Annotated in this window: 27 protein-coding genes; 11 read left to right on the plus strand and 16 right to left on the minus strand. The window is 52.6% G+C overall.

What is annotated here, in order from left to right; genetic code table 11:
* Nucleotides 1-95 precede the first annotated feature (95 nt).
* Entirely contained in the window at nt 96-1,913 is a 1,818-nt protein-coding gene (glmS, locus tag LZ463_RS02210; RefSeq protein ID WP_241453402.1) for a glutamine--fructose-6-phosphate transaminase (isomerizing), read from the minus strand.
* A gap of 162 nt (nt 1,914-2,075) precedes the next feature.
* Here glmS and LZ463_RS02215 point away from each other — a divergent pair, with 162 nt between their 5' ends.
* Nucleotides 2,076-2,534 (plus strand): Lrp/AsnC family transcriptional regulator, encoded by a 459-nt coding sequence (locus tag LZ463_RS02215; RefSeq protein ID WP_241453403.1) that lies wholly within the window; start codon nt 2,076-2,078, stop codon nt 2,532-2,534.
* A 14-nt stretch (nt 2,535-2,548) separates the two neighbouring features.
* On the opposite strand, the gene LZ463_RS02220 is transcribed toward LZ463_RS02215, so the two are convergent.
* From LZ463_RS02220 to LZ463_RS02230, 3 genes are all read right to left on the minus strand, one after another.
* Nucleotides 2,549-3,337: a substrate-binding periplasmic protein gene (locus LZ463_RS02220; RefSeq protein ID WP_241453406.1), complete on the minus strand. Its 789-nt coding sequence runs from the start codon at nt 3,335-3,337 to the stop codon at nt 2,549-2,551.
* Nucleotides 3,338-3,446: 109 nt separating this feature from the next.
* Nucleotides 3,447-4,277 carry a substrate-binding periplasmic protein gene (locus LZ463_RS02225; RefSeq protein ID WP_241453409.1) on the minus strand — a complete coding sequence of 277 codons (831 nt, stop codon included), beginning with the start codon at nt 4,275-4,277 and terminating at the stop codon, nt 3,447-3,449.
* A gap of 79 nt (nt 4,278-4,356) precedes the next feature.
* Complete coding sequence (locus LZ463_RS02230) at nt 4,357-5,022, minus strand: Crp/Fnr family transcriptional regulator (RefSeq protein ID WP_241453411.1); 666 nt, start codon at nt 5,020-5,022, stop codon at nt 4,357-4,359.
* Nucleotides 5,023-5,222: 200 nt separating this feature from the next.
* Here LZ463_RS02230 and LZ463_RS02235 point away from each other — a divergent pair, with 200 nt between their 5' ends.
* The 3 genes from LZ463_RS02235 to LZ463_RS02245 all read left to right on the plus strand — a co-directional run bounded on the left by LZ463_RS02235 (nt 5,223) and on the right by LZ463_RS02245 (nt 7,447).
* Entirely contained in the window at nt 5,223-5,813 is a 591-nt protein-coding gene (locus tag LZ463_RS02235; protein WP_241453412.1) for an HD domain-containing protein, read from the plus strand.
* A gap of 63 nt (nt 5,814-5,876) precedes the next feature.
* Complete coding sequence (locus tag LZ463_RS02240; RefSeq protein ID WP_241453414.1) at nt 5,877-6,632, plus strand: class II aldolase/adducin family protein; 756 nt, start codon at nt 5,877-5,879, stop codon at nt 6,630-6,632.
* Entirely contained in the window at nt 6,629-7,447 is an 819-nt protein-coding gene (locus LZ463_RS02245) for an SDR family oxidoreductase (protein ID WP_241453415.1), read from the plus strand. Before LZ463_RS02240 ends, LZ463_RS02245 begins: the two co-directional genes overlap by 4 nt.
* A gap of 139 nt (nt 7,448-7,586) precedes the next feature.
* Here LZ463_RS02245 and LZ463_RS02250 read toward each other — a convergent pair whose 3' ends face one another.
* Nucleotides 7,587-8,636, minus strand: a complete 1,050-nt coding sequence (locus LZ463_RS02250) for a porin (RefSeq protein WP_241453417.1) — start codon at nt 8,634-8,636, stop codon at nt 7,587-7,589.
* Between the two features lie 365 nt (nt 8,637-9,001).
* Between LZ463_RS02250 and LZ463_RS02255 the strand changes: the two genes are divergently transcribed.
* Nucleotides 9,002-9,739 carry a hypothetical protein gene (locus LZ463_RS02255; RefSeq protein ID WP_241453419.1) on the plus strand — a complete coding sequence of 246 codons (738 nt, stop codon included), beginning with the start codon at nt 9,002-9,004 and terminating at the stop codon, nt 9,737-9,739.
* Between the two features lie 112 nt (nt 9,740-9,851).
* Here the strand turns inward: LZ463_RS02255 and glmU are convergent, their stop codons facing one another.
* The gene (glmU, locus tag LZ463_RS02260) at nt 9,852-11,210 is read right to left on the minus strand and encodes a bifunctional UDP-N-acetylglucosamine diphosphorylase/glucosamine-1-phosphate N-acetyltransferase GlmU (RefSeq protein WP_241453421.1); all 1,359 of its coding nucleotides are present in this window, start codon (nt 11,208-11,210) and stop codon (nt 9,852-9,854) included.
* A gap of 200 nt (nt 11,211-11,410) precedes the next feature.
* On the opposite strand from glmU, the gene LZ463_RS02265 reads away from it, so the two are divergent.
* The 6 genes from LZ463_RS02265 to LZ463_RS02290 all read left to right on the plus strand — a co-directional run bounded on the left by LZ463_RS02265 (nt 11,411) and on the right by LZ463_RS02290 (nt 18,303).
* Nucleotides 11,411-12,049, plus strand: a complete 639-nt coding sequence (locus tag LZ463_RS02265; protein ID WP_241453425.1) for a PepSY-associated TM helix domain-containing protein — start codon at nt 11,411-11,413, stop codon at nt 12,047-12,049.
* Nucleotides 12,050-12,095: 46 nt separating this feature from the next.
* The gene (locus LZ463_RS02270) at nt 12,096-12,614 is read left to right on the plus strand and encodes a DUF2271 domain-containing protein (protein ID WP_241453427.1); all 519 of its coding nucleotides are present in this window, start codon (nt 12,096-12,098) and stop codon (nt 12,612-12,614) included.
* A 24-nt stretch (nt 12,615-12,638) separates the two neighbouring features.
* On the plus strand, nt 12,639-13,448 hold the full coding sequence (locus LZ463_RS02275) for a DUF4198 domain-containing protein (RefSeq protein ID WP_241453430.1): 810 nt from the start codon (nt 12,639-12,641) through the stop codon (nt 13,446-13,448).
* 38 nt (nt 13,449-13,486) lie between these two features.
* Entirely contained in the window at nt 13,487-14,500 is a 1,014-nt protein-coding gene (locus LZ463_RS02280; RefSeq protein WP_241453433.1) for an FAD:protein FMN transferase, read from the plus strand.
* 6 nt (nt 14,501-14,506) lie between these two features.
* Entirely contained in the window at nt 14,507-16,003 is a 1,497-nt protein-coding gene (locus LZ463_RS02285) for a sulfite reductase subunit alpha (protein WP_241453437.1), read from the plus strand.
* A 377-nt stretch (nt 16,004-16,380) separates the two neighbouring features.
* Nucleotides 16,381-18,303: a M64 family metallopeptidase gene (locus LZ463_RS02290; protein WP_241453439.1), complete on the plus strand. Its 1,923-nt coding sequence runs from the start codon at nt 16,381-16,383 to the stop codon at nt 18,301-18,303.
* A 67-nt stretch (nt 18,304-18,370) separates the two neighbouring features.
* Here LZ463_RS02290 and LZ463_RS02295 read toward each other — a convergent pair whose 3' ends face one another.
* The 10 genes from LZ463_RS02295 to LZ463_RS02340 all read right to left on the minus strand — a co-directional run bounded on the left by LZ463_RS02295 (nt 18,371) and on the right by LZ463_RS02340 (nt 25,261).
* Nucleotides 18,371-18,814, minus strand: a complete 444-nt coding sequence (locus LZ463_RS02295) for a nuclear transport factor 2 family protein (protein WP_241453440.1) — start codon at nt 18,812-18,814, stop codon at nt 18,371-18,373.
* A gap of 14 nt (nt 18,815-18,828) precedes the next feature.
* Nucleotides 18,829-19,467, minus strand: coding sequence for an SGNH/GDSL hydrolase family protein (locus tag LZ463_RS02300; RefSeq protein WP_241453442.1), 639 nt, complete (start codon nt 19,465-19,467; stop codon nt 18,829-18,831).
* Nucleotides 19,468-19,537: 70 nt separating this feature from the next.
* Nucleotides 19,538-19,813 (minus strand): zinc ribbon domain-containing protein YjdM, encoded by a 276-nt coding sequence (locus LZ463_RS02305; RefSeq protein WP_347176237.1) that lies wholly within the window; start codon nt 19,811-19,813, stop codon nt 19,538-19,540.
* 84 nt (nt 19,814-19,897) lie between these two features.
* The gene (locus tag LZ463_RS02310) at nt 19,898-21,922 is read right to left on the minus strand and encodes a PAS-domain containing protein (RefSeq protein ID WP_241453446.1); all 2,025 of its coding nucleotides are present in this window, start codon (nt 21,920-21,922) and stop codon (nt 19,898-19,900) included.
* A 485-nt stretch (nt 21,923-22,407) separates the two neighbouring features.
* Nucleotides 22,408-22,839 (minus strand): GNAT family N-acetyltransferase, encoded by a 432-nt coding sequence (locus tag LZ463_RS02315; RefSeq protein ID WP_241453449.1) that lies wholly within the window; start codon nt 22,837-22,839, stop codon nt 22,408-22,410.
* A complete protein-coding gene (locus tag LZ463_RS02320; RefSeq protein ID WP_241453450.1) occupies nt 22,836-23,336 on the minus strand; it encodes a DinB family protein in 501 nt (166 codons plus the stop codon). The genes LZ463_RS02315 and LZ463_RS02320 overlap by 4 nt, the downstream gene beginning before the upstream one ends.
* A 178-nt stretch (nt 23,337-23,514) precedes the next feature.
* Nucleotides 23,515-23,946 (minus strand): hypothetical protein, encoded by a 432-nt coding sequence (locus tag LZ463_RS02325; RefSeq protein WP_241453451.1) that lies wholly within the window; start codon nt 23,944-23,946, stop codon nt 23,515-23,517.
* A 150-nt stretch (nt 23,947-24,096) separates the two neighbouring features.
* Nucleotides 24,097-24,573 carry a VOC family protein gene (locus LZ463_RS02330; RefSeq protein ID WP_241453452.1) on the minus strand — a complete coding sequence of 159 codons (477 nt, stop codon included), beginning with the start codon at nt 24,571-24,573 and terminating at the stop codon, nt 24,097-24,099.
* 69 nt (nt 24,574-24,642) lie between these two features.
* Nucleotides 24,643-24,939, minus strand: coding sequence for a cupin domain-containing protein (locus LZ463_RS02335; RefSeq protein WP_241453453.1), 297 nt, complete (start codon nt 24,937-24,939; stop codon nt 24,643-24,645).
* Nucleotides 24,940-25,024: 85 nt separating this feature from the next.
* Nucleotides 25,025-25,261 (minus strand): hypothetical protein, encoded by a 237-nt coding sequence (locus LZ463_RS02340; RefSeq protein ID WP_241453454.1) that lies wholly within the window; start codon nt 25,259-25,261, stop codon nt 25,025-25,027.
* Nucleotides 25,262-25,531 lie beyond the last annotated feature (270 nt).

The following is a 25,531-nucleotide window of genomic DNA, read 5'->3' on the forward strand; positions in this document are numbered from 1 at the left end:
ACGTCCCTCAAAATTACAAAGGGGCATTCGCCCCTTTGTTTCATGTCATAGCCCGACCAACTTTATTTGCGCTAGTCAAACATCAATGCCCTGCCCTATTCAACCGTCACGCTTTTTGCCAGGTTGCGTGGCTTGTCAACATCCGTACCTCTTGCCAGTGCGGTGTGGTAGGCCAGCAATTGCAGCGGCACGACGTGCAGTATGGGTGATAGCTGGCCGTAGTGTTCTGGCAGGCGGATCACGTGTACGCCTTCGCTGGAGGTGATGCGGGAGTCGGCGTCGGCGAAGACGTAGAGTTCGCCGCCGCGGGCGCGGACTTCTTGCATGTTGGATTTGAGTTTTTCTATCAGGGTGTCGTTGGGGGCGACTGTCACTACCGGCATCTCTTTGGTGACCAGGGCCAGGGGGCCGTGTTTGAGTTCACCTGCAGGATAAGCTTCGGCGTGGATGTAGGAAATCTCTTTGAGTTTTAATGCGCCTTCGAGGGCGATGGGGTAATGCAGGCCGCGGCCGAGGAAGAGTGCGTTTTCCTTGCGGGCGAATTCTTCCGCCCAGGAGATGATTTGTGGTTCCAGTGCCAGCACGGCGCTAATGGCGACGGGCAGGTGGCGCAGGGCGCGTATGTGTTCGGCTTCTTCTGCGTCGCTGAGGCGGCCCTTGCTTTGTGCGAGGGACAGCGCCAGCAGGAAGAGTGCTGCCAGTTGTGTCGTGAAAGCCTTGGTCGATGCGACGCCGACTTCTACCCCGGCATGGGTGATGTAAGACAGGGCGCATTCGCGCACCATGGCGCTGGTGGCGACGTTGCAAACGGTGAGGGTGTGCAGCATGCCCAGGCTGCGTGCGTGTTTTAATGCGGCCAGGGTGTCTGCGGTTTCGCCACTTTGCGAAATGGTGACGACCAGTGAATTGGGGTTGGGCACGCTTTCACGGTAGCGGTATTCGCTGGCGATTTCTACATTGACGGGGATTCTGGCGATCGCTTCTATCCAGTATTTGGCGGTCAGGCCAGCGTAATAGCTGGTGCCGCAGGCGAGTATCAGTACCGAATCTATCTGTTTGAAGACTTTGTAGGCGCCGTCACCAAACAGTTCGGGCATGATGTTGATGACGCCTTCAAGCGTGTCGGCAATAGCACGTGGCTGCTCAAAGATTTCTTTTTGCATGTAATGGCGGTAAGGGCCAAGCTCTGCTGCGCCGCTGTGGGCGTATACGGTTTTTACTTCGCGCTGTGCTGATTTGCCTTCGCTGTCGACTATCCATACTTTTTGCAATTGCAGATCGACGACATCACCTTCTTCAAGATAGATGATCTGGTCTGTGGTTCCTGCGAGTGCCATGGCGTCTGACGCGAGAAAGTTTTCACCCTGGCCAACGCCGACAATGAGGGGGGAACCCTGGCGTGCGCCGACGACGCGGTGGGGTTCATCACGGCAGAATACGGCAATGGCAAATGCGCCTGTCAGGCGTTTGATAGCGGTTTGTACGGTCTCGAACAGGTCGCCGCTGTAAAGGTGATCTATAAGATGGGCGATGACTTCGGTGTCGGTCTGGCTCTCGAATACATAGCCGGCTTGCGTGAGTTCTGCGCGCAGTTCTTCATGGTTTTCGATGATGCCGTTGTGGACGAGGGCGATGCGCTCGCGCGAGAAATGCGGGTGGGCATTGGATGATGAAGGTGCGCCATGCGTGGCCCAGCGGGTGTGGGCGATGCCGGTGAAGCCGGCAAGGCCGGACTGGTCTATCTGCGCCTGTAAATCTGCCACGCGCGATGTGCTGCGCGAGCGTTGCAGGTGGCCATCGACATGCAGGGCGACGCCGCAAGAGTCATAGCCACGGTATTCAAGCCGCTTCAAGCCTTCGAGCAGGACGGGGGTGATATTGCGTTGTGCAACTGCGCCGACGATACCGCACATAAGAACCTCTGATAAGAATGTTGAGATGGCTTCATGCTAAAGCAGTTGATGTGATTATTTCTTTCAAAATTTATTTATTTATGAAATTTATTACACATCATTTTTACAAATGAATTATTATCTCTTATGTATACATTTAATGAAATAATTATTCATAAAACTATGCAACTTGACGAGCTCGACAAACGTATCTTGCAACAATTGCAAAATGATTCTTCGTTGACCAACCATGAGCTGGCCCAGCGTGTCCATGCGTCTGCGCCGACCTGCCTGCGCCGGGTCAAGCGGCTGATGGATGAGGGTGTGATTGCCCGCCAGGTGGCGATACTGGATGCCAGCAAAACCGGGCCCGCCCTGACGGCGATAGTGGAAATCACGCTTGATCATCAGGCGACAGAAAAGCTGCTGGAGTTTGAGCAACTGGTGGCGCGGGAAGTGGCGGTACAGCAATGTTATCGTGTCTCGCCGGGGCCGGACTTTGTGCTGGTGATACAGGTGGCGGACATGGCAGCCTATCACGCACTGGCACACAGGCTGTTTGCCACACAGGCCAATGTGCGCAATGTGCGCAGCTTTTTTTCCATCTTGCGCAGCAAGTTTGAAACCAGTATTGCCTTGTAGCTTGCCTGGTGGTTTCAACGCGGGCGTATGCTTTCTTTGAGCACATGGGCGGGGTAATAACGCTGGAAGCTTTTCCAGACTGCGCCGGATTTGGCGACTTTTTCCAGCAGGTCTTTCAAGGTCTGCCTGTCTTCGTTATTCAAGGCATTTTTTGACAGGTAGACGCCACTGTCGCCCCAGGGCAGTTCGGGTATGGGTTCATAGCGCAGCTTATCGAGCATGTCCTGTACACGTGCATCATCCATGATGGCGCCGGCAAGTATCGAGGGGGCCATGATGGTGATGTCGGCGATGCCAGCCTTGATCAGGCGCGCCACCGACACCGGGTCTGCATCATAGTAAAGCCGCCCCTGCCTGCCCAGTTCTTTGACGATGTCCTGATAGGCGGGGCCATAGTCATAGCCACGTACCAAAACGACTTTCAAGTCTTTTTTATCGAGCAATTCTTGCGCGGACCTGAGTACTGGGCGATTGCTTTCCAGCGAAATCAGGGTAGCCCGGTTGAAAACCAGGGGGATGAACAGGCCATGCTTGTCACGCCTGGGCGTTTTGCTGGCGGGGATCAGCAGGTCTGCCTTGCCGGTTTCAAACAGCATTTCCAGCCGGGCACGCGGCACGGCTGTCAGCGCAAACTGGCAACCGTCCTTGTCATTGAGGTTGAGCAGGATATCGGGGTAGATGCCGTCAATATTGTCGCCGCTGATCATGACGCTGCGCCCGGTGGCTGACACCGGCACCTGTATCATGCGCGAACAGGCAGCCAGCGCGTGCGAAGTCAGGGTCTGGAAGACCAGTAAAAGCACGATATATCCAGCCAGACCATTCATAATTTTTAATTATCCCCAGAATCAGGTTCACGCATATACTTGCTGCCCATTTACAGCAGTTTGCGGTACTTTTCCTTATTTTGTCTTATTTGACCTCGCGCGGGCGACTACCCTCTTTCAACACTTCAGGTTTGTAATAGCGTAAAAACCCTTTCCATACTGCACCGGAGCGGGCGGCGCGCTCTATCATTTCTTGCAAGGTGTTGCGGTCTTCCTGGCTCAGGGACTTCTTGGACAGGTAAACGCCGCTGTCGCTCCAGGGTATTTCGGCCAGTGCTTCGAACCTGAGCTTGTCGTTCAGGTCGACAACCCGGGCATCGCCCTGTACCGCACCTGAAAAGATATAGGGCGCCATGATAGTCAGGTCCGCAAAGCCTGATTTGAGGACACGGGCAACAGAAACGGCATCAGCCTCCTGAATCAGACGTCCCTGCTTGTTAAACTCAGCCAAAATGGCTTGATACGCCTCTCCGTAGTCATACCCCCGCACTACGGCAAGCTTGAGGTTCCTCTGTTCGAATAATTCTTGCTGGTTGTGTATGTCTGGGCGTGCCGATTGTATCGATATCAAGGTAGCACGAGTATAGATCAGTGGAACAAATGCGCCGTGTTCATCACGTTTGGCAGTACGTATGGCGGGAAACAGCATATCAGCCTGACCATTTTCAAACATCAGCTCCAGTCTTGCACGCGGGACTGGGGTGAAATAAAACTGGCAGGTGTCTTTGGAGGAGATACTGCGGAAAATTTCAGGGTAGATACCGGTGATGTTATCGCCGTTAACGATGACACTAAATCCAAGAGAAGCAACCGGTGCATTGACCGTGCGCGAACAGGCTGCCTGTGCATCCGGAAACAGACTCGTCAACCCCAGAAAAAGCAGGACAAAAACATATTGCTTTATCAAAATGCGCATCAAGAGCCGCCTTGACTATGAATCTGTCCACAATAGACCAGAAAGTTGATTCTCGCAAAGAAACATTATTTTCGACAACTTATTCTTTGTCACAAAAAGTGAAAAGCCCGTTTTGCGAGACAATTTCTATCTTGCCATAAGCCAGGCTGATGAAGCCACTTTGGCTAAAAAATTGTAGTTCCCTGGAAAGGGTCTGCCGGCTTATACCCAGCATCATTGCCAATGCTTCCTGGGTGACAGGGACGATGGCATTGCCGCTACGCTGACTTGCCACTTCAGCCAGTAACTGCAAGCGCCGTGCCACCCGTGCACGGACAGAACGCAGGCTGGCGTCTTCAACAATGCCATACAGACGCCGTATGCGGGTTGCCAGCATGCCTGCTATTGCAACAGCAAAGGAGTTCCTGCTCATCAGCTGCGCAAACATGACAGGGGGTAGTACCAGCAGTTCAACCTCGTCAAGCGCGGTGGCGTCATGGGTGCGCGGCAAACCGTCAATCAGCGAAATTTCTCCAAACCAGGCGGCGACGTCAAGAATAATCAATATGGCTTCGCGACCATTTTCGTTTAAGGTCGACATTTTGACTGTCCCGCGCAACAAGGCATAAAAACCCGACGGCTGATCGCCCTGCCGGAACAACATTTCACCTGGTCGCAAGCGCAAATGCTCGGTTGCGGCTAACATGGTTTTACGGTCCTTGAGTGGCAAACCGGCAAACCAGGGGTCAGCCATCAGTGTGTTCATGTGATTGATTCCGGATGTCATTGCCTGCGCAGATAAGGGTTAAAAGGACCAGGGAGCCTGACTGAAAACGCAGACGATAGAATCCGTCCGAAAATCAGTCCGAAAAACAGATTGTAAAATATTTGACAGTTTGCCAGGCAAGCAACGTTGTAAGGTATGGCAACAGTCCACTATTGAGTCAACTATTAAGGAGGTGTCACATGCAACACCGAGCCCATTTTCTCCGCATGGAGGACAGCACCCAGGAAGACTGGCAGTTGATAGGCGCAGAGTTCCAGCACTTTGCCCAGGCCCTGCCTGAACGCGTTTTACAGCACTTGCGCTTGCTCGAAGGTGATTATGGCGGGTTCCCGGTCGACCGTTTCACCCATTCGCTGCAAACAGCTACCCGCGCCCTGCGCGATGGTCGCGATGATGAATACGTCTGCTGCGCCCTGCTGCATGACATAGGCGACACGCTGGGTTCATTCAATCATCCCGATATCGCAGCGGCGATACTGAAACCCTTTGTAAGCGAAGAAAACCTGTGGATGGTGCAGCATCATGGCATCTTTCAAGGGTATTACTTCTTCCACCATATCGGCATGGACAGGAACATGCGCGAGCAATTCCGCGATAGCCCGCACTTTGAGCGCACGGCGGAATTCTGCGCCCTGTACGACAATCCCTCGTTTGATGCGCATGCGGAGACTTTTCCGCTGGTGGAATTTGAACCCATGCTGAAGAAACTGTTCAGCCGGCCGCGCAATACGATTTATAAAGCGGCCGTCAGCGCGATGAACAACGAATAGTTCATCCACGCAATTTTCTTGCAAACCACCAAGTCGTCACAAAAAAACAACACTGGAGACATCATGCAGACAAACTCAATCAAGGATCAGGTCAGCGCAGAAGAGTGGCAATTACGCGTTGACCTGGCGGCCTGTTACCGTCTGGTCGCCGCCTACGGCTGGAGTGACCTGGTATTCACGCACATCAGTGCCCGCATCCCCGGACCTGAACATCATTTCCTGATCAATCCTTATGGTTTGATGTTTGATGAGATCACGGCTTCCTCTCTGGTCAAGGTTGATCAGCTCTGTAACAAGGTGATTGATTCGCCTTTTCCGGTGAACCCGGCCGGCTTTGTGATCCATAGTGCCGTGCATGCCGCACGTGAAGATGTGCAATGTGTCTTGCACACGCATACCCGCGCCGGTGTTGCCGTCAGTGCACAGAAATGTGGCGTGCTGCCCATCTCGCAGCAGTCGACTTTTGTGCTGGCATCGCTGGCTTATCATGATTATGAAGGTGTTGCCTTCAGGGAAGATGAAAAACCACGCTTGCAAGCCGACTTGGGACAGGCTAACTTTCTGATGTTGCGCAATCATGGTTTATTGACAGCAGGCAAATCGATTGCCGACGCTTTCCTGTCCATGTACACCTTTGAATCCACTTGCCAGATACAGCTGGCAGCACAGGCGGGCGGCGAGCTGGTCCACGTCAATCCCCTGATTGTCAAAGGTGTATCTGAAGCCATGCGTGTGCAGACTGGTGGACTCGGTGGCGCCTTTGTCTGGCCGTCGCTGATACGAAAACTTGATCGCATGGATGAAAGTTATAAAACATGATTGCAAAACACAAGGTCATCATCATCACTGGCAGCTCAGATGGAATAGGAGCAGAAATGGCGCGTCAGCTGGCGCGCACTTACGGCGCCAAACTGGCACTGGTGCTGGCGGCGCGCAATGAAGATGCCTTGAAGAAAGTGGCAGCCGAATGCAAAACTTTTGGCGCAGCAGCGCTGGTCGTGAAAACCGATGTAGGCATGGAGGCCAACTGCCGCCAGCTCATAGAAGCCGCTGTCGAACAGTTCGGCAGTATCGATGTGCTGATCAACAATGCTGGCAAATCGGCTCAGGCGCTGCTGGAAGAGGTCGACAATCTGGGCTGGTACCAGGAACTGATGCGTATCAATTTCTGGGGCAGTGTCTGGTGTACGCATGCCGCCCTGCCCTACCTGAAAAAATCACGCGGCAAGATCGTTGCCATTTCTTCGCTGGCCGGTCTGATCGGTGTGCCGGGGCGCACTGCCTACAGCGCCAGCAAATTTGCCATGGGCGGTTTTTTTGAAAGCCTGCGTTCAGAAGTCAGGGACGCCGGTGTCAGCGTGACCCTGGCTTATCCCGGCGTGGTGGCCACCCAGATACGCTACCACGGCTATAACGCTGCCGGTGGTGCAGCCGGCAAGAGTGGCCTGAAAGAAGATGATGCCATGTCAGTTGAAGAATGCGCAGCCCTCATCATCAAGGGTTTTGAGCGCGGTGACCGCGATGTGGTCATGACCTTCAAGGGCAAGCTTGGCCGCTGGATGAAGCTGATGCTGCCTGGACTGGTCGAAAAAATGGCGATGGCTGCCTTGAAGAAAGAGGTCAGGCCGCATTGAGCCTGTCGCTTTATGGGAGCATGTTTTGCTGAAGTCGCTCATGCGGGGGCATTTTATGACACCGTTACACGGCAAATTCAAGCAAAAAACCCCGAACTGTTGCGCAGTTCAGGGCTTTTTGCTGCATCAATTCATTCTGTCAGAAACGGTGCTGTATGCCTACAGTCGCTGAAGTCTGGCTGGTAGAGAAACCTGCATCATCACGTGATACACCAGTCAGCTTGTTATTGCTGGCCTTGGCATAGCCACCGGCGATATAGATGTCGGTACGTTTGGACAAGGCATATTTGGCGCGCAGGGCCAGCAGGCCCGGGTCTGCGTCAGCACCTGGGGCCATGTTCTTGATATCCTGGTAGTAGTACACGCCTGTCAGTGTCCATGCAGGTGTCAGGGCATAGTTGGCACCCAGCCACAGCATGTCGCTGCGTTGATCTGCGGCGCCGCTTGCCATGGTTTTCTTGAAGTTGCGGTAACCCAGGAACAGCTTGGCTTCGCCCAGGTCATACGTCCCGGCCAGGTGCCAGACCTTGGCCTGGTCGTAAGAACCATTGGCGATCGGTGCGCTATTGTTTTGTTCATAGGTCACCACGGCAGACCAGGGACCGTCAAACACGCTGGCGGCGACGATGTATTTGGCATTGCCGGACGTATTGCCGGCCACTTCACCAAAACCATAGGTCGCACCGAGTTTATAGCCCTTGCCGTCGTACTGGTATTTGACCAGGTTGGAGACACCGGTCAGCATGCCATCCTTGCGGCCGCCTGTGGCGCCGGCAGAGGTGGCCCAGGAATATTGCGGCGCATAACCCATGGGGTCATACGGCAGAATGAAATCATAAGTAGTGCTGTAAGAACGGCCGCCGATGATGCGGCCAAAATCACCTTGCAGGCCGACATTGGCCTGACGGCCGAACATATCGCCGTCAGAAGCACCGGTGTCGAGCAATACGCCGCCTTCGAGTTGCATGATGGCTTTGAGGCCATTGCCGAGGTCTTCGCTGCCGCGCAGACCGAAGCGCGATGTATTCATGCCGCCGCTGTTGAGTTTGAACTGGCTGTTTTTATTGGCGTCAGCATTATTGTTGTAAGTAATGTTGACATCCATCAGGCCGTAGATCGTGACATTGGATTGCGCATGTACTGCAGTTGCCATGCATGCCAGTGTGGCAGCGCCGAGTAACTTCTTCATCGGTGTTCTCCTATAGAAATTTTTGTTTTGCAGACAACATGCGTGTCATGTAGTCAGGGCACATGCTAAGGAGCAGAAGCTTTCAGTTCCCTTTCTAAGACTGTTTAGTTGCCTTGGTGACATCATACTGTTGTGTAAAAGCCTCTTTACAACATAGTCAGCTTTGCCTGATACGCCAAATCTATTTTTACCCTTTGCGACGGTTTTTGAGCGCTTCACACCAATTTCCTGCCCCTGATCTCATAGCGCTGGAGAGATGGACACGCGCGATTTAATCTGTCCTTGCTGTCGCCACAAAACAACATCCTGATTCACCTAATTGATAGACCAACACTGTTCACTTAACTTACTCAATGGAGCCCATCATGAAAAACATTCTCTCTGGCATCAAAGCCAAACAAGTCCTGGTTGCCATCAGCATTGCTGTTGCAAGCACCGGTAACGCCCTGGCATTTTCAGAAACTGAATTCAAAACTGCTTTCAAGCAACTGGTCGCAACACCTTATGTCAGCCAGGAGCAATATGCAGCCAATGCCGTGTCAGCATGGCTGAACCAGGATTACATCAATTCTCTTGGCCAGGCCGAGATTGATGCCGCCAGGAATGCCAGCGAAGCAGCTGCAACCAGCTTCAATCAATTGCTCAAACAGGAACCTGGCAATCCCTTGCTGCTGTCCTACGCCGGTGCAGCAACTGCCAAATCATCACTGGCAAAAATAGCCAAAGGTGAAAAAACCACTGCACTGGAAGACGGTACAGCCATGTTGGAACAGGCTTTGCAACTGGCGGGCAGCAACAAGGACATGCATGGTTCTGTACCGGTTGCGCTGGAAGTACGCTTTGTCGCTGCCAACACTTTTCTGGCCGTACCCACGGTGATGAACCGCAATCAGCAGGGTCAGCAATTGCTGAAGGACGTATTGAATGACCAGCAGTTTGCCCAAGCCAGTGTCAATTTTCGCGGTGCGGTGTGGATGCGTGCCGCCAGCCTGGCAGCAGAGCAGCACCGCAATGAAGAAGCAAGAAAATACCTGAATGAGGTGTTGAAAAGCAATGCGCCGCAATCAGCTACTGCTGCACAACTCTTGCAGTCCTTGAGCTGATGAAGGCTTGTGATTGGGCTTATGATGCCTGGCAAAGCGATGACACCTTGAATCGGTGTCATCAGCTTTCATCGACTTTCATCCACTGCGCACGACAATAGCATGATGCAGTTTATTTCTTGATTTTGACCGGCCTTTGCCAGCCATCAATGGTCATCTGGCGCGCACGCGATACGGTCAGCTTACCTTCCGGCGCATCCTTGGTCAGTGTCGTACCCGCCCCCAGTGTCGCTCCCTTGCCCACTCTGACTGGCGCCACCAGTTGCGTATCGCTGCCGATGAAGGCGTCGTCCTCAATGATGGTGCGCGATTTGTTGACGCCATCATAGTTACAGGTAATCGTACCTGCACCGATATTGACGCGACTGCCTATGGTGGCGTCACCAATGTAAGCCAGGTGATTGGCTTTGCTGTGCGCGGCGATCTGACTGTTTTTGACTTCGACAAAATTGCCGATGTGAACATCCTCTGCCAGTTCAGCACCGGGGCGCAGGCGTGCATATGGGCCTATCTGTGATTTGGCGCCGACTACTGCATCTTCTATATGGCAAAAAGCCTTGATGCTGGCGCCTGCCGCAATGCGTGCATCCTTGATGACACAGTTAGGGCCTATCGTCACACCGTCTTCGAGTTGCACGTCACCGATAAAGACACAGCCTACATCGATAGATACATCACGCCCGCATTGCAGCTTGCCGCGCACATCAATACGCGCCGGGTCATACAGGCCCACGCCTTGCTCCAGTAATTTGTTAGCAATATTTTTTTGATGTATGCGTTCCAGTTCTGCCAGTTGGACCTTGCTGTTGACACCCAGGGTCTCCCATACCGCATCGGGCTGGGCAGAAACAACTTCCACACCATCAATGACAGCCTGGGCAACGATGTCGGTCAGGTAGTATTCACCCTGGGCATTTTTATTGGACAGATTGCCCAGCCACTTTTGCAGGTGAGCAGTCGGTATCGACATGATGCCGGTATTGGTCTCAGTAATCTGGCGCTCAGCCTCCGTCGCATCTTTCTGTTCGACGATGCGCTTGATGACGCCGTCTTCCCTGACAATGCGACCAAGACCCGTAGGGTCAGTCATATCGACGGTCAGTATGCCGAGCTTGTCTTTGCCCGCCGCAGCAATCAGGCGAACCAGGCTGGCTGGTGTGGTCAATGGCACATCACCATACAGGACCAGGGTAGGCTTACCTGCATCAAGAACAGGCAAGGCCTGGGCAACCGCGTGGCCTGTACCCAGTTGAGGCTCCTGCAAGGCAAAGCGCAGGTCGTCAGCCGCAACGGCGCCAGGTACCTGTTCGCCGCCATGACCATAGATCACGCAAATATTACTCGCCTGAAGCTGACGCGCCGTGTCAATCACATGCGATAGCAAGGGCTTGCCCGCGAGATGGTGCAGGACCTTGGGAAGGGAAGACTGCATGCGCTTGCCCATACCGGCAGCGAGGATAACAACATTCATGGTGAAGTAATGAAAAGTGAATACACTTAAAAGTTTATCATGCGCAATCGGCTTACCCGACCTCGCGGACAAGCAGTTCAACAAAATTGACCTGCCTGTCTGAAACAAAAATGTACAAAAAAAATCCGGCTCAGTGCGCTATTTGGGTTAAAGCCCATGTACAATTGAGAATAATTATCATTTAGAATAAGTAAGAATTCATGCAATCCGGCTCAGACACTTTGCCACAACAACAAAAAAGAGCATTCTGGCTGCGTCACCTGCATCAGTGGCACTGGATCAGTTCAGCAGTGTGCCTGATTGCCATGCTCCTGTTTGCGGCTACCGGCATTACCCTCAATCACTCGGCGCAGATTGAGGCGCACCCGGCCGTCAGCACAAAAAACGGACACCTGCCCTTTGCCTTGCTCAAGCAACTGCAGACCGCGAGGGACAAGGAAGAAGCCGTCTTGCCTGCAGAGGTAGTGGACTGGCTGGCGCAGGACTTGGGTATCAAGATCAATGAACAAAGCCCGGAATGGTCGCCAGAAGAAGCATATATCGCCCTGCCACGGCCAGGTGGCGATGCCTGGCTGCGCATAGCGCTGGATAATGGTGATGTCGAATATGAACTGACCAGCCGTGGCTGGATAGCCTACTTCAATGACTTGCACAAAGGCCGCAACACGGGTACAGCCTGGACCTGGTTTATCGACATCTTTGCTGCAAGCTGCCTGATTTTTTGTATTACCGGTTTGTTCCTGCTGAAGATGCACGCCAGGAATCGCCCCAGCACCTGGCCTGTCGTGATGTTCGGCCTGGTCTTGCCTTTGGTGCTGGCCCTGGTGTTTATCCATTGATCACTTACTCACTACCGATTTACCGTTCATAGAAAGTCTTGTTCCCATGCGTAATTTGCTCCCGTTTGCCATTACCAGCCTGCTTGGTGCCCAGACCATGAATGCCGTTGCGGCAGACATGACGTTAAAAGTCGAAGTACCACGCCTGAACGTGGCTGAATATCACAAACCCTATGTTGCGATCTGGCTAGAAAAGCCGGACCAGAGTTTTGCCGGTAATCTCAGTGTCTGGTATGACTTGAAAAAACGCGACAACGAGGGCACGAAGTGGCTCAAGGATTTGCGTCAGTGGTGGCGTCGCAGCGGTCGTGAATTGCAGATGCCGGTAGATGGTCTCAGCGGCGCCACCCGCACGACTGGTGAACAGACGCTGAGCTTTGCCGGTGACAAGGGTGTATTGGCACAACTGCCAGCCGGTGAATATCAGTTGATCGTGGAAGCTGCGCGTGAAGGTGGCGGCCGTGAAGTGGTGAAAGTACCTTTTCAGTGGCAAGCCAAGGGCGAACAGAATCTGAAAGCGCAAGGCAGCCATGAACTTGGCGCAGTGACCGTGACTATTAAATAACAATGAGCGACAATGAGGAACAATATGATCTCCATTCGTAAAATAGCCATTTTCTCGGCACTGGCTTGTGCAGCAATCTCGGCACAGGCGCATCGCCCTTTTCTGGTACCTTCATCTACCGTCGTTTCCGGCAATACGCCGTGGGTAACCGTTGATGCAGCCGCTGCTACTGACGTCTTTGTTTTTGACCACAATGCCTTAAAGCTCGACAACCTGTTTATCACTGCGCCTGACGGCACTGCACTGAAGCCGGAAAATACCAGCACAGGCAAATTCCGCAGCAGCTTTGATGTCAAACTGAGTCAGGCTGGCAGCTATAAAATCGGCATCCTGAATGAAGGCTTGTTCGCCAGCTATAAAGAAGACGGCAAGGTCAAGCGCTGGCGCGGCACGGCAGACACTTTCGTCAAGGAAGTTCCTGCCAATGCAGAAGAATTGCAAGTCACTCAGCGTTCAGGTCGCATCGAAACCTTTGTCACCAATGGCAAACCCGGCGGCAAGGCACTGGCGATCACCGGCAACGGCCTGGAATTGAGCGGCGCCACTCACCCGAATGACCTGGTCGCCGGAGAAACAGCCCAGTTCCGCCTGACCCTTGATGGCAAACCGGCAGCCAAAGTCAGTGTCACCCTGATCGCTGGCGGCTTGCGTTATCGGCAGAAACTTGATGAAAAAACTTTCGTCACGGACAGTGAAGGCAAATTCAGTGTAACTTGGACGAACGCAGGCCTGTACTGGCTCGAAGCAGAGATCAAGGATGACAGGCAAGTCAAGGCTCCGGCCAAATCCAGGGTTGCCAGCTATGTGGCGACACTGGAAGTCTTGCCGCAATAATCTGGCTTCCATCATTCGGCCCCATTACCAAGAGCAATATGCATCGTGTTTTCATACCGCTGGATGTGACAGAACCACAGATTCCGCCACTCCAGGCCGTCAGCCGCACGTTCTGCGGCAACAGTATGGGTACCAGCTGGACTGTGCAACTGTTCTGCCTGCCAGCCCATGATGCACAGACATTGCAGGCGGGCATACAGGCAGAACTGGACCTGGTCGTCACGCAGATGAGCACCTGGGAACAGTCGTCGCAACTATGCAGATTCAACCGTCTGCCTGCCCTTGAATGGCAGGCTTTGCCGCCTGAATTCTTCAAGCTGATTGACTATAGTCTCTATCTGTCACAACAGACAGGTGGTGCTTACGATATCACTGCAGGCAAGCTGGTTGACCTGTGGGGCTTTGGCCCGGCGGGTAAGCGCAGCACAGCACCGACGGAAAAGGACATCCAGGCTGCCTTGCGGGCTGGCAACTGGAAATCACTGGAACTTGACCATCTGCACCGGCGCTTGCGCCAGACTGGTAGCATCGCGCTGGATTTGTCCGCCATCGCCAAGGGTTTTGCCCTGGACCAGATTGCGCGCTACCTGGACAGCCAGGAAATCAGCAGTTATCTGATAGAACTGGGCGGGGAATTGCGCGGGCTGGGCATGAAAAAAGATCAATCCCCGTGGTGGGTGAAGATAGAAAGCCCGTCTGGAAGCAACGGCAATATTGGTACGCAGCACCAGGAATACCTGGTCGCACTGCATGGCTTATCGGTAGCGACATCGGGGGATTACCGCCAGTATTTTGAACAGGATGGACACCGCTATGCCCATACCCTGGACCCGCGCACCGGCTACCCCGTAACCAATGAACTGGCATCAGTCACGGTATTGCATCAAGAATGCATGGTGGCAGACGCCATGGCAACTGCACTGACTGTGCTGGGTTGTTCCGCAGGGCTGGAATATGCCAATCAGCATCAGGTCGCCGCCCTGTTCTTGCAAAGAACCACAAACGGTTTCGAAGAAAAAATGAGCAAGGCATTGATAGCCATGCTGGATTGACCAAGTATGCACCGACCTCCACTACCATCCTTCGCCTGGATGAGCCGTATCTGCCTGACGCTGACTGTCCTGTGTATCGCCAGTTTTTTTCTCTCCTTGCCAGCGCAAAAACACATCAGCGCAATGCTGGTGGGGCTCAGCTACCTGAGCTTTTGCCTGCAAACAGTACGCAAGTACAGGGATGGGCAAGTCACTCAACAGCATGGCTTTAGTGCAGAACTGGATCAGGGTGATCCGCAAAGTATCCTGGTCGCCTATGCCAGCCAGACCGGCTTTGCGGAACAAATCGCCCTTAAAACCGCCCAGCATTTGCAAGAAGCTGGCATGGCTGTGGCCATCAACAGCCTGGCTGCCATCAAGGCGGCGACACTGAACAAGAGTAAGCGCATACTGTTCATCGTCAGCACCACTGGAGAAGGTGATGCCCCCGATAATGCAGTGGCCTTCACCCGTTTGCTGATGAGCCAGCAAATCGATTTATCCCATTTGCATTTTGCCGTGCTGGCTTTAGGCGACAGGCATTACCAGCAGTTCTGTGCCTTTGCCCACAGGCTCGATCACTGGCTGAGACACCAGCAGGCACACTGCCTGTTTGACATGGTGGAAGTCGATAATGGCGATGAAGGCGCATTGCGCCACTGGCAGCATTATCTGGGGCTGATCAGTGGTCACACAGAGATGGCGGACTGGAGCAAGCCCGGTTATCAGGACTGGATATTGACTGAAAGAGAATTACTCAACCCCGGCAGCGCGGGGGGGGCCGCTTATCGCATTGCCTGTCGCCCGGCACAGCATGCAGGCAGCAGTGCGCTTGCCTGGCAAGCCGGCGATATTGCAGAAATCGGCCCGGATTACCCGCCTGACATCAACCCGGCCAGTAATGTGCCGGAACGCCCGGCCCTGCCGCATCGCGAATATTCCATCTCATCCCTGCCCACTGACGGCAAGCTGGAATTGCTGGTGCGGCAGATGCGCCGTCCCGATGGCAGCCTGGGTATAGGTTCTGGCTGGCTGACTGCTCATGCAGAAATCGGACAAAGTATCAAACTGCGCATTCGAGAGAACCGTCAGTTCCACACCCCGCCACAAGACTGTCCCTTGATCCTGATTGGCAACGGTACCGGGCTGGCAGGTTTGCGCGCCCACATCAAGGCTCGTGCCATCCATGGTCATTTACGCAACTGGTTGTTTTTTGGCGAAAGGAACGAGGCATATGATTTTTTCCACCGGGAAGAAATCCAGGCATGGCAAGCGAATGGCGTACTCAGCAGGGTGAGTCTGTGCTTTTCCCGCGACCAGGCTGTACGCCACTATGTACAGCATGCCCTGCAAGAACAACAGGCAGATATCCGGGAATGGGTGGAACAGGGTGCAGCCATACTCGTCTGCGGCAGCCTGCAGGGCATGGCAGAAGAGGTAGATCGCACCTTGAGTAATCTGCTGGGTCTCGATAAACTTGAACATATGGCAGAGTTGGGCCTGTACAGACGGGATGTCTATTAGGACTTACGCAAAATCGCGCCGGCTGCGTTGCAGCTCCCGGCCGTACTCTAGTACTGTAGTCGCTGATACCTTGTCGGGACAGTGTTGTGTCAGTTCAATCTATTGAAAGCATGGTATTTTTTACATGCTCTTTTTCAGGCTGACACTGGCGGGAATCGAGCAGAGTCATGCGTAATGTATCGTTATGTATCGCCGTTCAATTTTGCAACACTGGTTGCAGTACCCAACATTAAATACATGTCTTTTTTCATAGACATTGTTGTACGATAGCGTTTGCCCATTTCTTGCTAATATATTTATGGGGCTTGTTTTTGACATGGCAACACTCTTATGATGGTTGCTGAAGAATTCGCTACTACCTACAAGGCTCACCCATCATGGCAGACGTCACCACCATACTCAATAATGGCAACAGCAAAAACCGCGTTGATATCGTCTTTGTCGCGGAAGGTTATACTTCCGCTGAACGTGCCCAGTTCCTGGCCGACGCGCAAAAATTTCTCGACAATATGCTGGGTGATGCGAATGCCAAGCTGAACGCGCCATTCTCATCATACAAAAACCTGTTCAATGCCAGCGCTATTTTTGTCGCCTCTGCACAATCAGGTACGGACCAGCCAAACAAGAATATCAGCGTCAATACCTACTTCGACGCCACCCAGCACGGTAGCGATGGGCGTTTGTTGTATGGTGATTTTTCCAAGGTCAATACAGTCGTCAATAGTGCTGTCGCCAGCGATGCGCATGAACTGGTTGTGGTGCTGGTCAATACCGCCCTGTATGGCGGCGCCGGTGGCTCCATTGCCTGGGCATCCGCCGGAAACATTTCTTCGGCCGAAGTGGTGCTGCATGAAATCGGCCACAGCTTCGCAGGCTTGCAGGATGAATATGTTGACACGTCGATCGCCAGCAATTATCCGACTACTGATCCCGGCTTCCTGGCCAGCCCACATGTCACCGATTCGCTGAGCCGCATACCATGGTCTGCCTGGCTCGGTTACAAAGACGGCGATCTTGGTGTAGTCGGCACTTATCAGGGTGGCTACTACCGCGATACAGGTATCTGGCGTGCTACCCAGGATTCAAAAATGAATCACCTGGGCGTAGCGTTCAGTGCACCAGAAAAAGAAGCCTTCGCCCTGAAATACTATGCCGCCATCGGTGATTATCTTGACCTGTATTCCAGCATACCCGGTATTTATCAGCCAGTAGTGCCGGACAGCAGCCTGCTGGCCTATACCTGGAAAATCGGTGGAGCCACCGTCAACACCACGGACAAGCTGTATTTTGATGCCTACTCGTCAGGCGCTTACAAGCAGGGTGCCAGCCTCAGCCTGACAACCATCGATAATACCGGCTACATACGCAAAAACCTCAGCACAACACAACAGACCGAAACGACGACGCTGGACAAGTCCATCGTTAATATCAGCGGCGCCAGTGGCAACCTGAATGCCAGCAATAGCATTTTCCAGTTTGACGGCAGCAATAATGTGATAGGCTTGAGCGCCCCTGGCAGCACGCGCTATGACTATATCGACGGTGGCAGCGGTACCGACACCCTGGTGATCAACGCAACCCTGGGCAAAGGCGGGGGCAGTTATTTCGTCAGTGAAATCGGCAACAACACTTTATTGCTGGGCAACCAGAATGCGGCTTACTGGGGTGTTCATAACGTAGAAAAAATCCAGTTCAATGATTACATCGTCAACACAACGGTGTATGACAATGCCCACAGCATCAAGACGGCAGACCTGCAATCGCTGGAAGAATTGTACGTAGCCTATTTCAACCGCGTACCCGATGCCGATGGCATGGATTACTGGGTCACCCAGTTCAAGTCAGGCATGACATTCAAGCAGATAGGTGACGCCTTCTTCCTGGCGGCGGCACAATACCCCGCGCAAACGGGATACACCCTCAACCTCAGCAATACCGATTTCATCAATATCATTTACAAAAACGCCATGGGCAGGTCTGCCGGTGCAGATGAAGCCGGCCTGAAATACTGGCTCAATGAACTCAATACCGGCATACAAAGCCGGGGATCCATGGTCAGCGCCGTGCTGGCCGGTGCGCGTGCCTTTACGGGCGATGCTACCTGGGGCTGGGTGGTCGATCTGCTCAACAATAAAATCAAGGTTGCCAACCAGTTCTCGGTTGAGTGGGGCCTGAACTTCCTGACACCGGAATCATCCATCACCAATGGCATTGCCATCGCATCTGCTGTCACTGCGACCGACACCAGTGCGGCAATTACGCTCATAGGCCTCGCCGACGGACAGATACAATTTACCTGAAACCAATAAACAAAAATAACAAGTCCCAGATCGTGTTGCAGCAGAAATACGGTCAGGGACTTTTCTTTTATTTGACGATACCGCGATGTATACCAGCCTGCCCGTCACTCCAGAAGACTTTCTGAATAATGGCGTTGATCAGCCATTGGCCATCCTGTTTCTGCAGACCGAACTGATACAGGCAATGCGTATGCAGGGTCTCACCCTGGCTATTCTTGCGGTAGATGACGCTTGACACCCTGGCTTTACCCGTATCGCCGGTATCATCATCCAGGTCGATTTCCGTATTCCCGCTGACATGGTGGGTCAGCAGGTCCTGCAGGGCGATACGGCGCAGATCTGCATATTGCTGGTTACTGATTTGCTCTGGTGGCGTACCGCGCAGTTCCGAATAATCCGTATAGACAGAGACGGTCAGGCAGTCACGTAAGGCATCCCAGTCTTTCAAATCAAAGCTATTGGCAAATCTGGCCAGCAGGTTCTGTATGGCATGCAAGTCTGTGTGCCTCATGTGAACAATAGTCCTTATTTCAAGATGGACGAAACTGCCCCCACCAGCTCCCAACCCAGTATCAGGTGCTGGTCGGCATCAAGGTGTACGCCGTCATATTCACTGGCAGTGACAACGCTGTCCGCATCAAAAAAATGACAGCCATTGGCAGCGGCAACTTCTTTATACGCATCGGCCAGGCCGGCACAGCGTTCTTCACAGCCAATAAATTTCGGCGCCATCATGCCTTTGGCTGCACATGGCTCTGGTGGGGAGACGACCAGTATCGGTGGTATCTGCATGCCCGGCTCTATCGGCGCCTGGCGTATGGTGTTGATGATGACAGCCAGTCCCTGGGACGACAGCCAGGCTGTGTTCTGGTGCATGGACTGGAAGTCATTTGTACCCAGCATGATAATCACCAGTGATAGCGGTGACAGGCTTTCTATTCTTTGCGCCAGGCCCTGACTACCGTTACGTCCAGGCTTGAAGGGGTCGTCCCAGACCGTGCGTCTGCCGTTGAGGCAATCCTCTACCACACGTACATGGTACTCAGCACTGTTGAGACCAATTTCCAGCACACCAGGCCAACGTTCTTCAAAAACCAATCTCTTGCGTGTCGTGGGTATCAAGCCCCAAGACAGGGAATCACCATATACCAATATCTGTCGCATAAATATCCTGTGAATATCCTATGAAGTATCGAGCGAAATGTCGCCTAGATTTTTTCTTATATTTTTTCGCTTACACTTTTTTCAAATAGCAGGCCTTCAGCATGAAATTGCCCGCATCCATCTTGCAGTCCACTTCATGATCACCACCCACCAGACGTATGCTCTTCACCTTGCTCCCCATTTCCAGGGCGATGGAAGAACGTTTGACTTTCGAATCCTTAATCAGCACCACGCCATCGCCGTCGACCAGGACATTGCCATCCCTGACAATGCGCTCATCATCGTCATCTGTACTGGCAGCGGCCCGCATGGGCAACTCACGACCACAGGCGGGGAAGTTCGACACGGCAGGCTTTCTTAATGCGGATTAAGCTTGATCAACGCTACAGTATACCCGAGCATGGGCAACTGCCCGCCAATATATGCAGCTTCACTCCATATCCGCACCGGGTGCAACCAGTGGCAAGAGCATGATAAAACTGGTGCCGGTGTTGACTGTGCTCTCTATCCTGATATGCCCGCCGAGCAAGTCAGTGACGATGTTGTAGACGATACTCATCCCCAGGCCGCTACCGCCCTGTCCCAGCTTGGTGGTAAAAAAAGGATCAAAGATACGACTGAGATTTTCTGCCGGTATCCCTGCGCCATTATCTTCAAAGCGTATCTCCACCTTGTCCTGCTCACGCTTACATGCCACGATGCATATCTGCCCATCCGTCCTGCCGTCAAAGGCATGCAGGATGGCATTATCAACCAGATTGCCAATCACCTGGTCCAGCGGACCGGGAAAACTGTCCATTTCTATGTGCAGTGGGATATCCATCTGTATCTGCAAACCGGCCTGGCGAATTTTTGCCATCATGGTGGCAATCACATCATGACAGACCTTGTTGACATGAAAGCGTCGCCGTTTGGAACTGGCCTGATCGACCGCGACCTGCTTGAAACTGGCAACCAGGTCTGCAGCACTTTTCAGACCATGCTCTATCAATTCACTTGCATGGCGGGCTGCTTCAAGATAACCGAGCAGGTCTGACCGACGTATGCTGCCTTCCAGTACCTTTTGCGAAAATTCCTGGGTCTTGGCTTGCAAGGTGCTGGAGGTCAGCAGACTATTGCCAATCGGCGTATTGAGTTCATGTGCAACACCGGCCACCAGTGAACCCAGGGCTGCCAGCTTTTCGCTGCGTATCAGGTCGTCCTGAGTATGGCGCAATTCCAGGGTACGCTCGGCGACATTCTGTTCCAGGCTGGCATTGGCTTTCGACAGGGCGGTCTGCACTTTCTTGAGTTCGGTCACATCGGTATAAGTGGTGACGAAACCGCGCAGGGCATCGCCTTCATAAATCGGCTTGCCCTGTACCAGATGGGTATGACCATTGGGCCTGGTACGTTCAAATTGATGAGCCTGAAACTGTCTGGCCAGATGCAGGCGTGACTGGATCAGCTCTTCAACATCGCCTCCGCCATATTCACCGCGCTCCGCCATGATGCGCAACAGGTCTTCAAATGGCACCCCCTGGTAGATGGAGTCGGGATGATAGTTGAGCACATCCAGAAAACCCTGGTTCCACAGATAGAGCTTGAGTTCGTCGTCAAACACACTGAGGCCTTGCGGCATATGTGCCAGCACTGCCCGCAGGAACAGCGATTGCTTGTGGAATTCAATTTCCATGCGTCGCTTGGCCGTCACGTCCATGCAGGTAGTGACAAAACCACCGCCGTCTACAGGCATGCCACGTACTTCTATGATGCTGCCGTCCGAGCGCAGACGTTCGTAAGAGTAAGGAGTATCGCTTTGGATGATGGCCATGAGTTTGGCCAGTTTTTCATCATCGCTGGCGCTGCTGAACTCACCATATTCACCACGTTTTATGTTTGCTTCAAACACATCACGCGCAAGCGGCGGTTGGCCCTGAAACAAGGCTGGTGGCAAATCGAGCATGCGCAGCAACTCTGCATTCCAGGCAACCACCCGGAGATTCTCATCGATCAGGGAAACACCACCCGGGAAGTTTTCCAGCAAAATCCGCAATTTTTCATTTTTCTTGCGCGCCTCCTGCTCGGCATGTCTGCGCTCAGTCACATCACTTATCACGGCGATAATGAACTGCCTGCCCTCTTCGGACAGGAGGCTCAGCGCCACCTCGGTCGTGAACAGGCTGCCATCAGCCTTGCGTGAGACCCAGTCGAAACGCTGAGGCTGGCCAGATTTGGTCAGCGCTATGTAGGTTGTTGCGGCAGTCAGGGAATCGCGCCCGTCAGGCTGTGTCCTGGCAGACAGGTGCAGTGGCGTACTTAGTAACAGTTTCTCCCTTGGCAAGCCGAACATTTTTTCTGCACTGGGATTGCAATCGATGAAATGCTCATCTTCCAATACCAGCAAGGCATCCTGAGCCTGTTCTACCATGGCGCGGTATAGGGCAACTCTGGATACTTCAACTTTGCCTGGCATGGGCAGTCCTGAGTGAGCTAAGAGGTCGTGTCGAAAGTAAATACAGCTTACATTTTCAGTATTCCTCAAACACGCTTAGACTACAAGCGGCAAATCTGGTCAGGTACAAATTTATACAGTCAGCGGTCCAGCCTGCCTAATAATTTCTTCATATCAACCGGGTCAAATCTGGCCTTGACACCTGCGCTGATACCCGCCTGAGCCGCTCATAAAAGCCGTCAAAACGTTCAAATAGCCCAGCCTTGCCACAGACATCAAGAGACTGCCGGGTACTGCGTATTTTTGCAGCATCATTGCCCCGTTTTATGAAAGTCAGGCACGGACATACAGGAGGTCATTGATAACTCACTTCCAGTACTTGCAAATGCAGGTACTTGATAATATTGACATCAACCTGTATTTGCCTTGCCAGACGCAGCTAAAGAGCTGGCTGCAAGTCATTTTCCAGTTATCAGAGAAATTGCCCCATCAATGAATTGAGGAAATCACAGCGGTCCGGCATGCTCCAGCAGGTAATAAATCCCATCCTCAGCCCGCCCCTGCTCAATTTCATACCATCCCAGATGTCGATAAAATTCCAAGGCAGCATGATTCTGCGCCACGCACTTCAATCGCCACGGGAAAGCTAAATAAGTTTGCAGATGCTCCAAGAGAGCCCTGCCCAGACCCTGTGCTTGCGCCCGGGGATCTACATACAAGTGATGGATATAGGCATCGCCTTCCTGCACTGCCAGCACAGCTAATACATGATCCCGTACATCCACGGCAACCCACACTGTTTCGCCGTGCGTCGCATCAGCAAAACCGGGAATGGAATCTGCAGTGCGCTGCTGCCATGCAGCTTCGACCAGGCATTTCTGGTAAATTACTTGCAGGGCACTGGCATCCGAATCACTGGCTCTGCGTATGCCAGTCAAGACTGCGTATCCGTTTGTCGGCTCAAGAACACCGTCAACGTATCTTTCGGCGGCTGCTTGCCTATCTGGAACAAGATACGGCCAACCGCACCCCGGTGATAATTCCCGTGGGTAGCCACATGCAATAACATCTCGCCACGTGACATGCAGCCCAGTGTGCCATCCACAAAAGTGAAACGTATGTCATCTGCAAACCTGGTTTCCTGCTGGGCAGCGACATAGTCCATGTACCACTGATCCACTTTTTGCACGCCTTGCTGCAAATCGACCAGTGCGGGTGTTTCTTTGGTATTTAGCGCGGTGAAGCCATGTTGCTGGCCCTGCAGATTGGCGACGAAAATCTGGTCGACGACGTAAATATGATTGAGTATGCGTATCGCATCATGTAACTCACGTGCATGCTGGTCTGGCGCAACGCTGGCAGCCAATTGGTACAAGTCGGCATTGGCCCAGGCCTTGTATTCAAACAAAGTCGATAAAAGTTTTTTGGTATGCATACGATCCCACTAAAACAAACAATAAATTCCGGCATCAGCAATGGTTGCTAATGTAATCAGCAAAAAATTGCGTCGCTCCGGCGTATTCTAGCGATTAATAAGATTATGTATCAGGATATTAACGGGCAAAAAAAATGCCTGCCATCAAAACAGGCATCTTCATCATAGATCAGGCAACTTACTTTGCAGTTTCTGTCGATGCAGTCAACAGATGCAAAGGCCGCACTTCCTGGGAGCGCGCCCGGACTTCAGTAACCGCAATGCCCCGCCCATCGAGGAACACCTGAAAGTAAGAGACACCATTATTAAGGCGCATGGTCATGCGGGTCTTGCCATTTAGCTGGTAATCGACACCTGAGCCACCTGGCACAGCGCGGTATTTGATGGTCTTGCCATCTATGCCGGCATTAAAGGCTGCTGCACCGCGCATCTTCAGCAAGACATCATATAAGCCATCGGCATTTTTGGCAGCGAATTGAGCCACCTCCACTTCCACATCTTCGCCCTCAAGGTATTTACCATAAGGATTCATGACGACAGTTTCAGCCAAGGCAAACCCGGCTATAGCGTACAGGAAACACGCCACGAACAGTGATTTTAACGATTTCAATTTTATGCGCCCTTATATGGATGATGTTTATATAAAATCTTGTGGATACAATGCCAGGAAAAGCAATTCCTGGCCCAGCTCAGCTGACACTTTTACATAAATAAAGCTGGCTGATAAAAGCCGGTAAAAACAATTACACAAGTTACAAATTCATGCTCCGGCATAGGCCTTGTCGAGATCAGCGATGATGATTTTTTTCATCTGGAACATGGCCATCATGACTCTCTGCGCCTTGGCTGCATCGGTATCATTGAGGTAATTGATCAACGCTCTTGGCACCACCTGCCAGGAAACGCCGTACTTATCCCTGAGCCAGGCACACTGATTTTCTTCCCCACCGCCAGCCAGCAGTTTTTCCCAGTAATAATCGACTTCTTCTTGTGATTCGCAGTCGACAACAAAAGAAATCGCTGGTGTGAAGCTATAGTGCGGACCGCCATTGAGGGCTACGAATTCTTGTCCTGCCAGGGTAAACTTGATGGTCAGCACTGTTCCCTTGGGCAGGGGTGCTCCCTCACCGTAACGGGACACACTGTGCACCTTGGTATCCTTGAAGATGGAGGTATAGAACTCTACAGCTTCCTCCGCCTGATGATCAAACCAGAGGAAGGGGGTGATCTTTTGCATGGCAAGAACTCCTTTACATGTTGAACTTACGCAAAACCGCCCCGGCTGCAGTACAGCTATTTTCTTTCCTTACTGATCGACAATCACCAGCGTACCGTGACTACCAGCCGCTACTGCATGGGGTATGTTGGCCGGCACCAGGTATAGCTCACCAGCTTTGACGACTATCGTTTCGCCGCCAATATCAAGATTCATCTGACCATCGAGTACAATCAAAGCTTCATCGAAGTCATGGGTTTCATCCGGGTAAGCCGCGTCATCCATACGCAAGACCTTGACCTGCGCCCCACCTGCCTTACCCAAAATAGTCGAGCGCCAGGCCATAGGCAAGGACTGCGCTGTGGAAATTAAATTTTTATGCGACATCAATATCTGATCCAGGTTACTCCATCAAACCGACGGTATTGCAGTGACGCAATACCGCAAACCCATCTAACAATGTTACTCCATCTTACTCCCCTGTTTTTTTCGCAGGTTTCTTGGCGCCACCACCGGTATCGACTTCGATGACTTCACGCTGCGCATCAGCCGCCTTTTGTAACTCCTGCCCCGCCTGCTTGGCCTGATCCAGCTGCTTTTTCTGCTCGGAAAGAAAATTGGCAGAAGCACTGGCTTCCACCTTGGGCTCAGGCGGTTTGTTACAAGCAGCGAGAATAGAGACACAAGCTAAAACAAGAATGGTACGCATGGAATACTCCTGAAAGCTGCTACATCGCAGCCATGACCTGATTAATTGTAGATAGGTATTCTAGCAATAAATAGCACATCGCAAAAAACAAAAAGCCCGAAGAGTTTTCGGGCTTTGCATGCTCTACAAAGGCGCGCGCAGCGTCGCCCTTCTCCAATCAGCCGTGTCCGTGGCACGCCGAGAAATTCATTCAGCGGGATGCAGTACAAGGCGCAAAGCACAGCAATACGTCGGTATTGCGAGCATTTGCAACGCAGTAATGCGCCCGCT

This window comes from Undibacterium paludis, assembly GCF_022568815.1.
Lineage (GTDB): Bacteria > Pseudomonadota > Gammaproteobacteria > Burkholderiales > Burkholderiaceae_D > Undibacterium.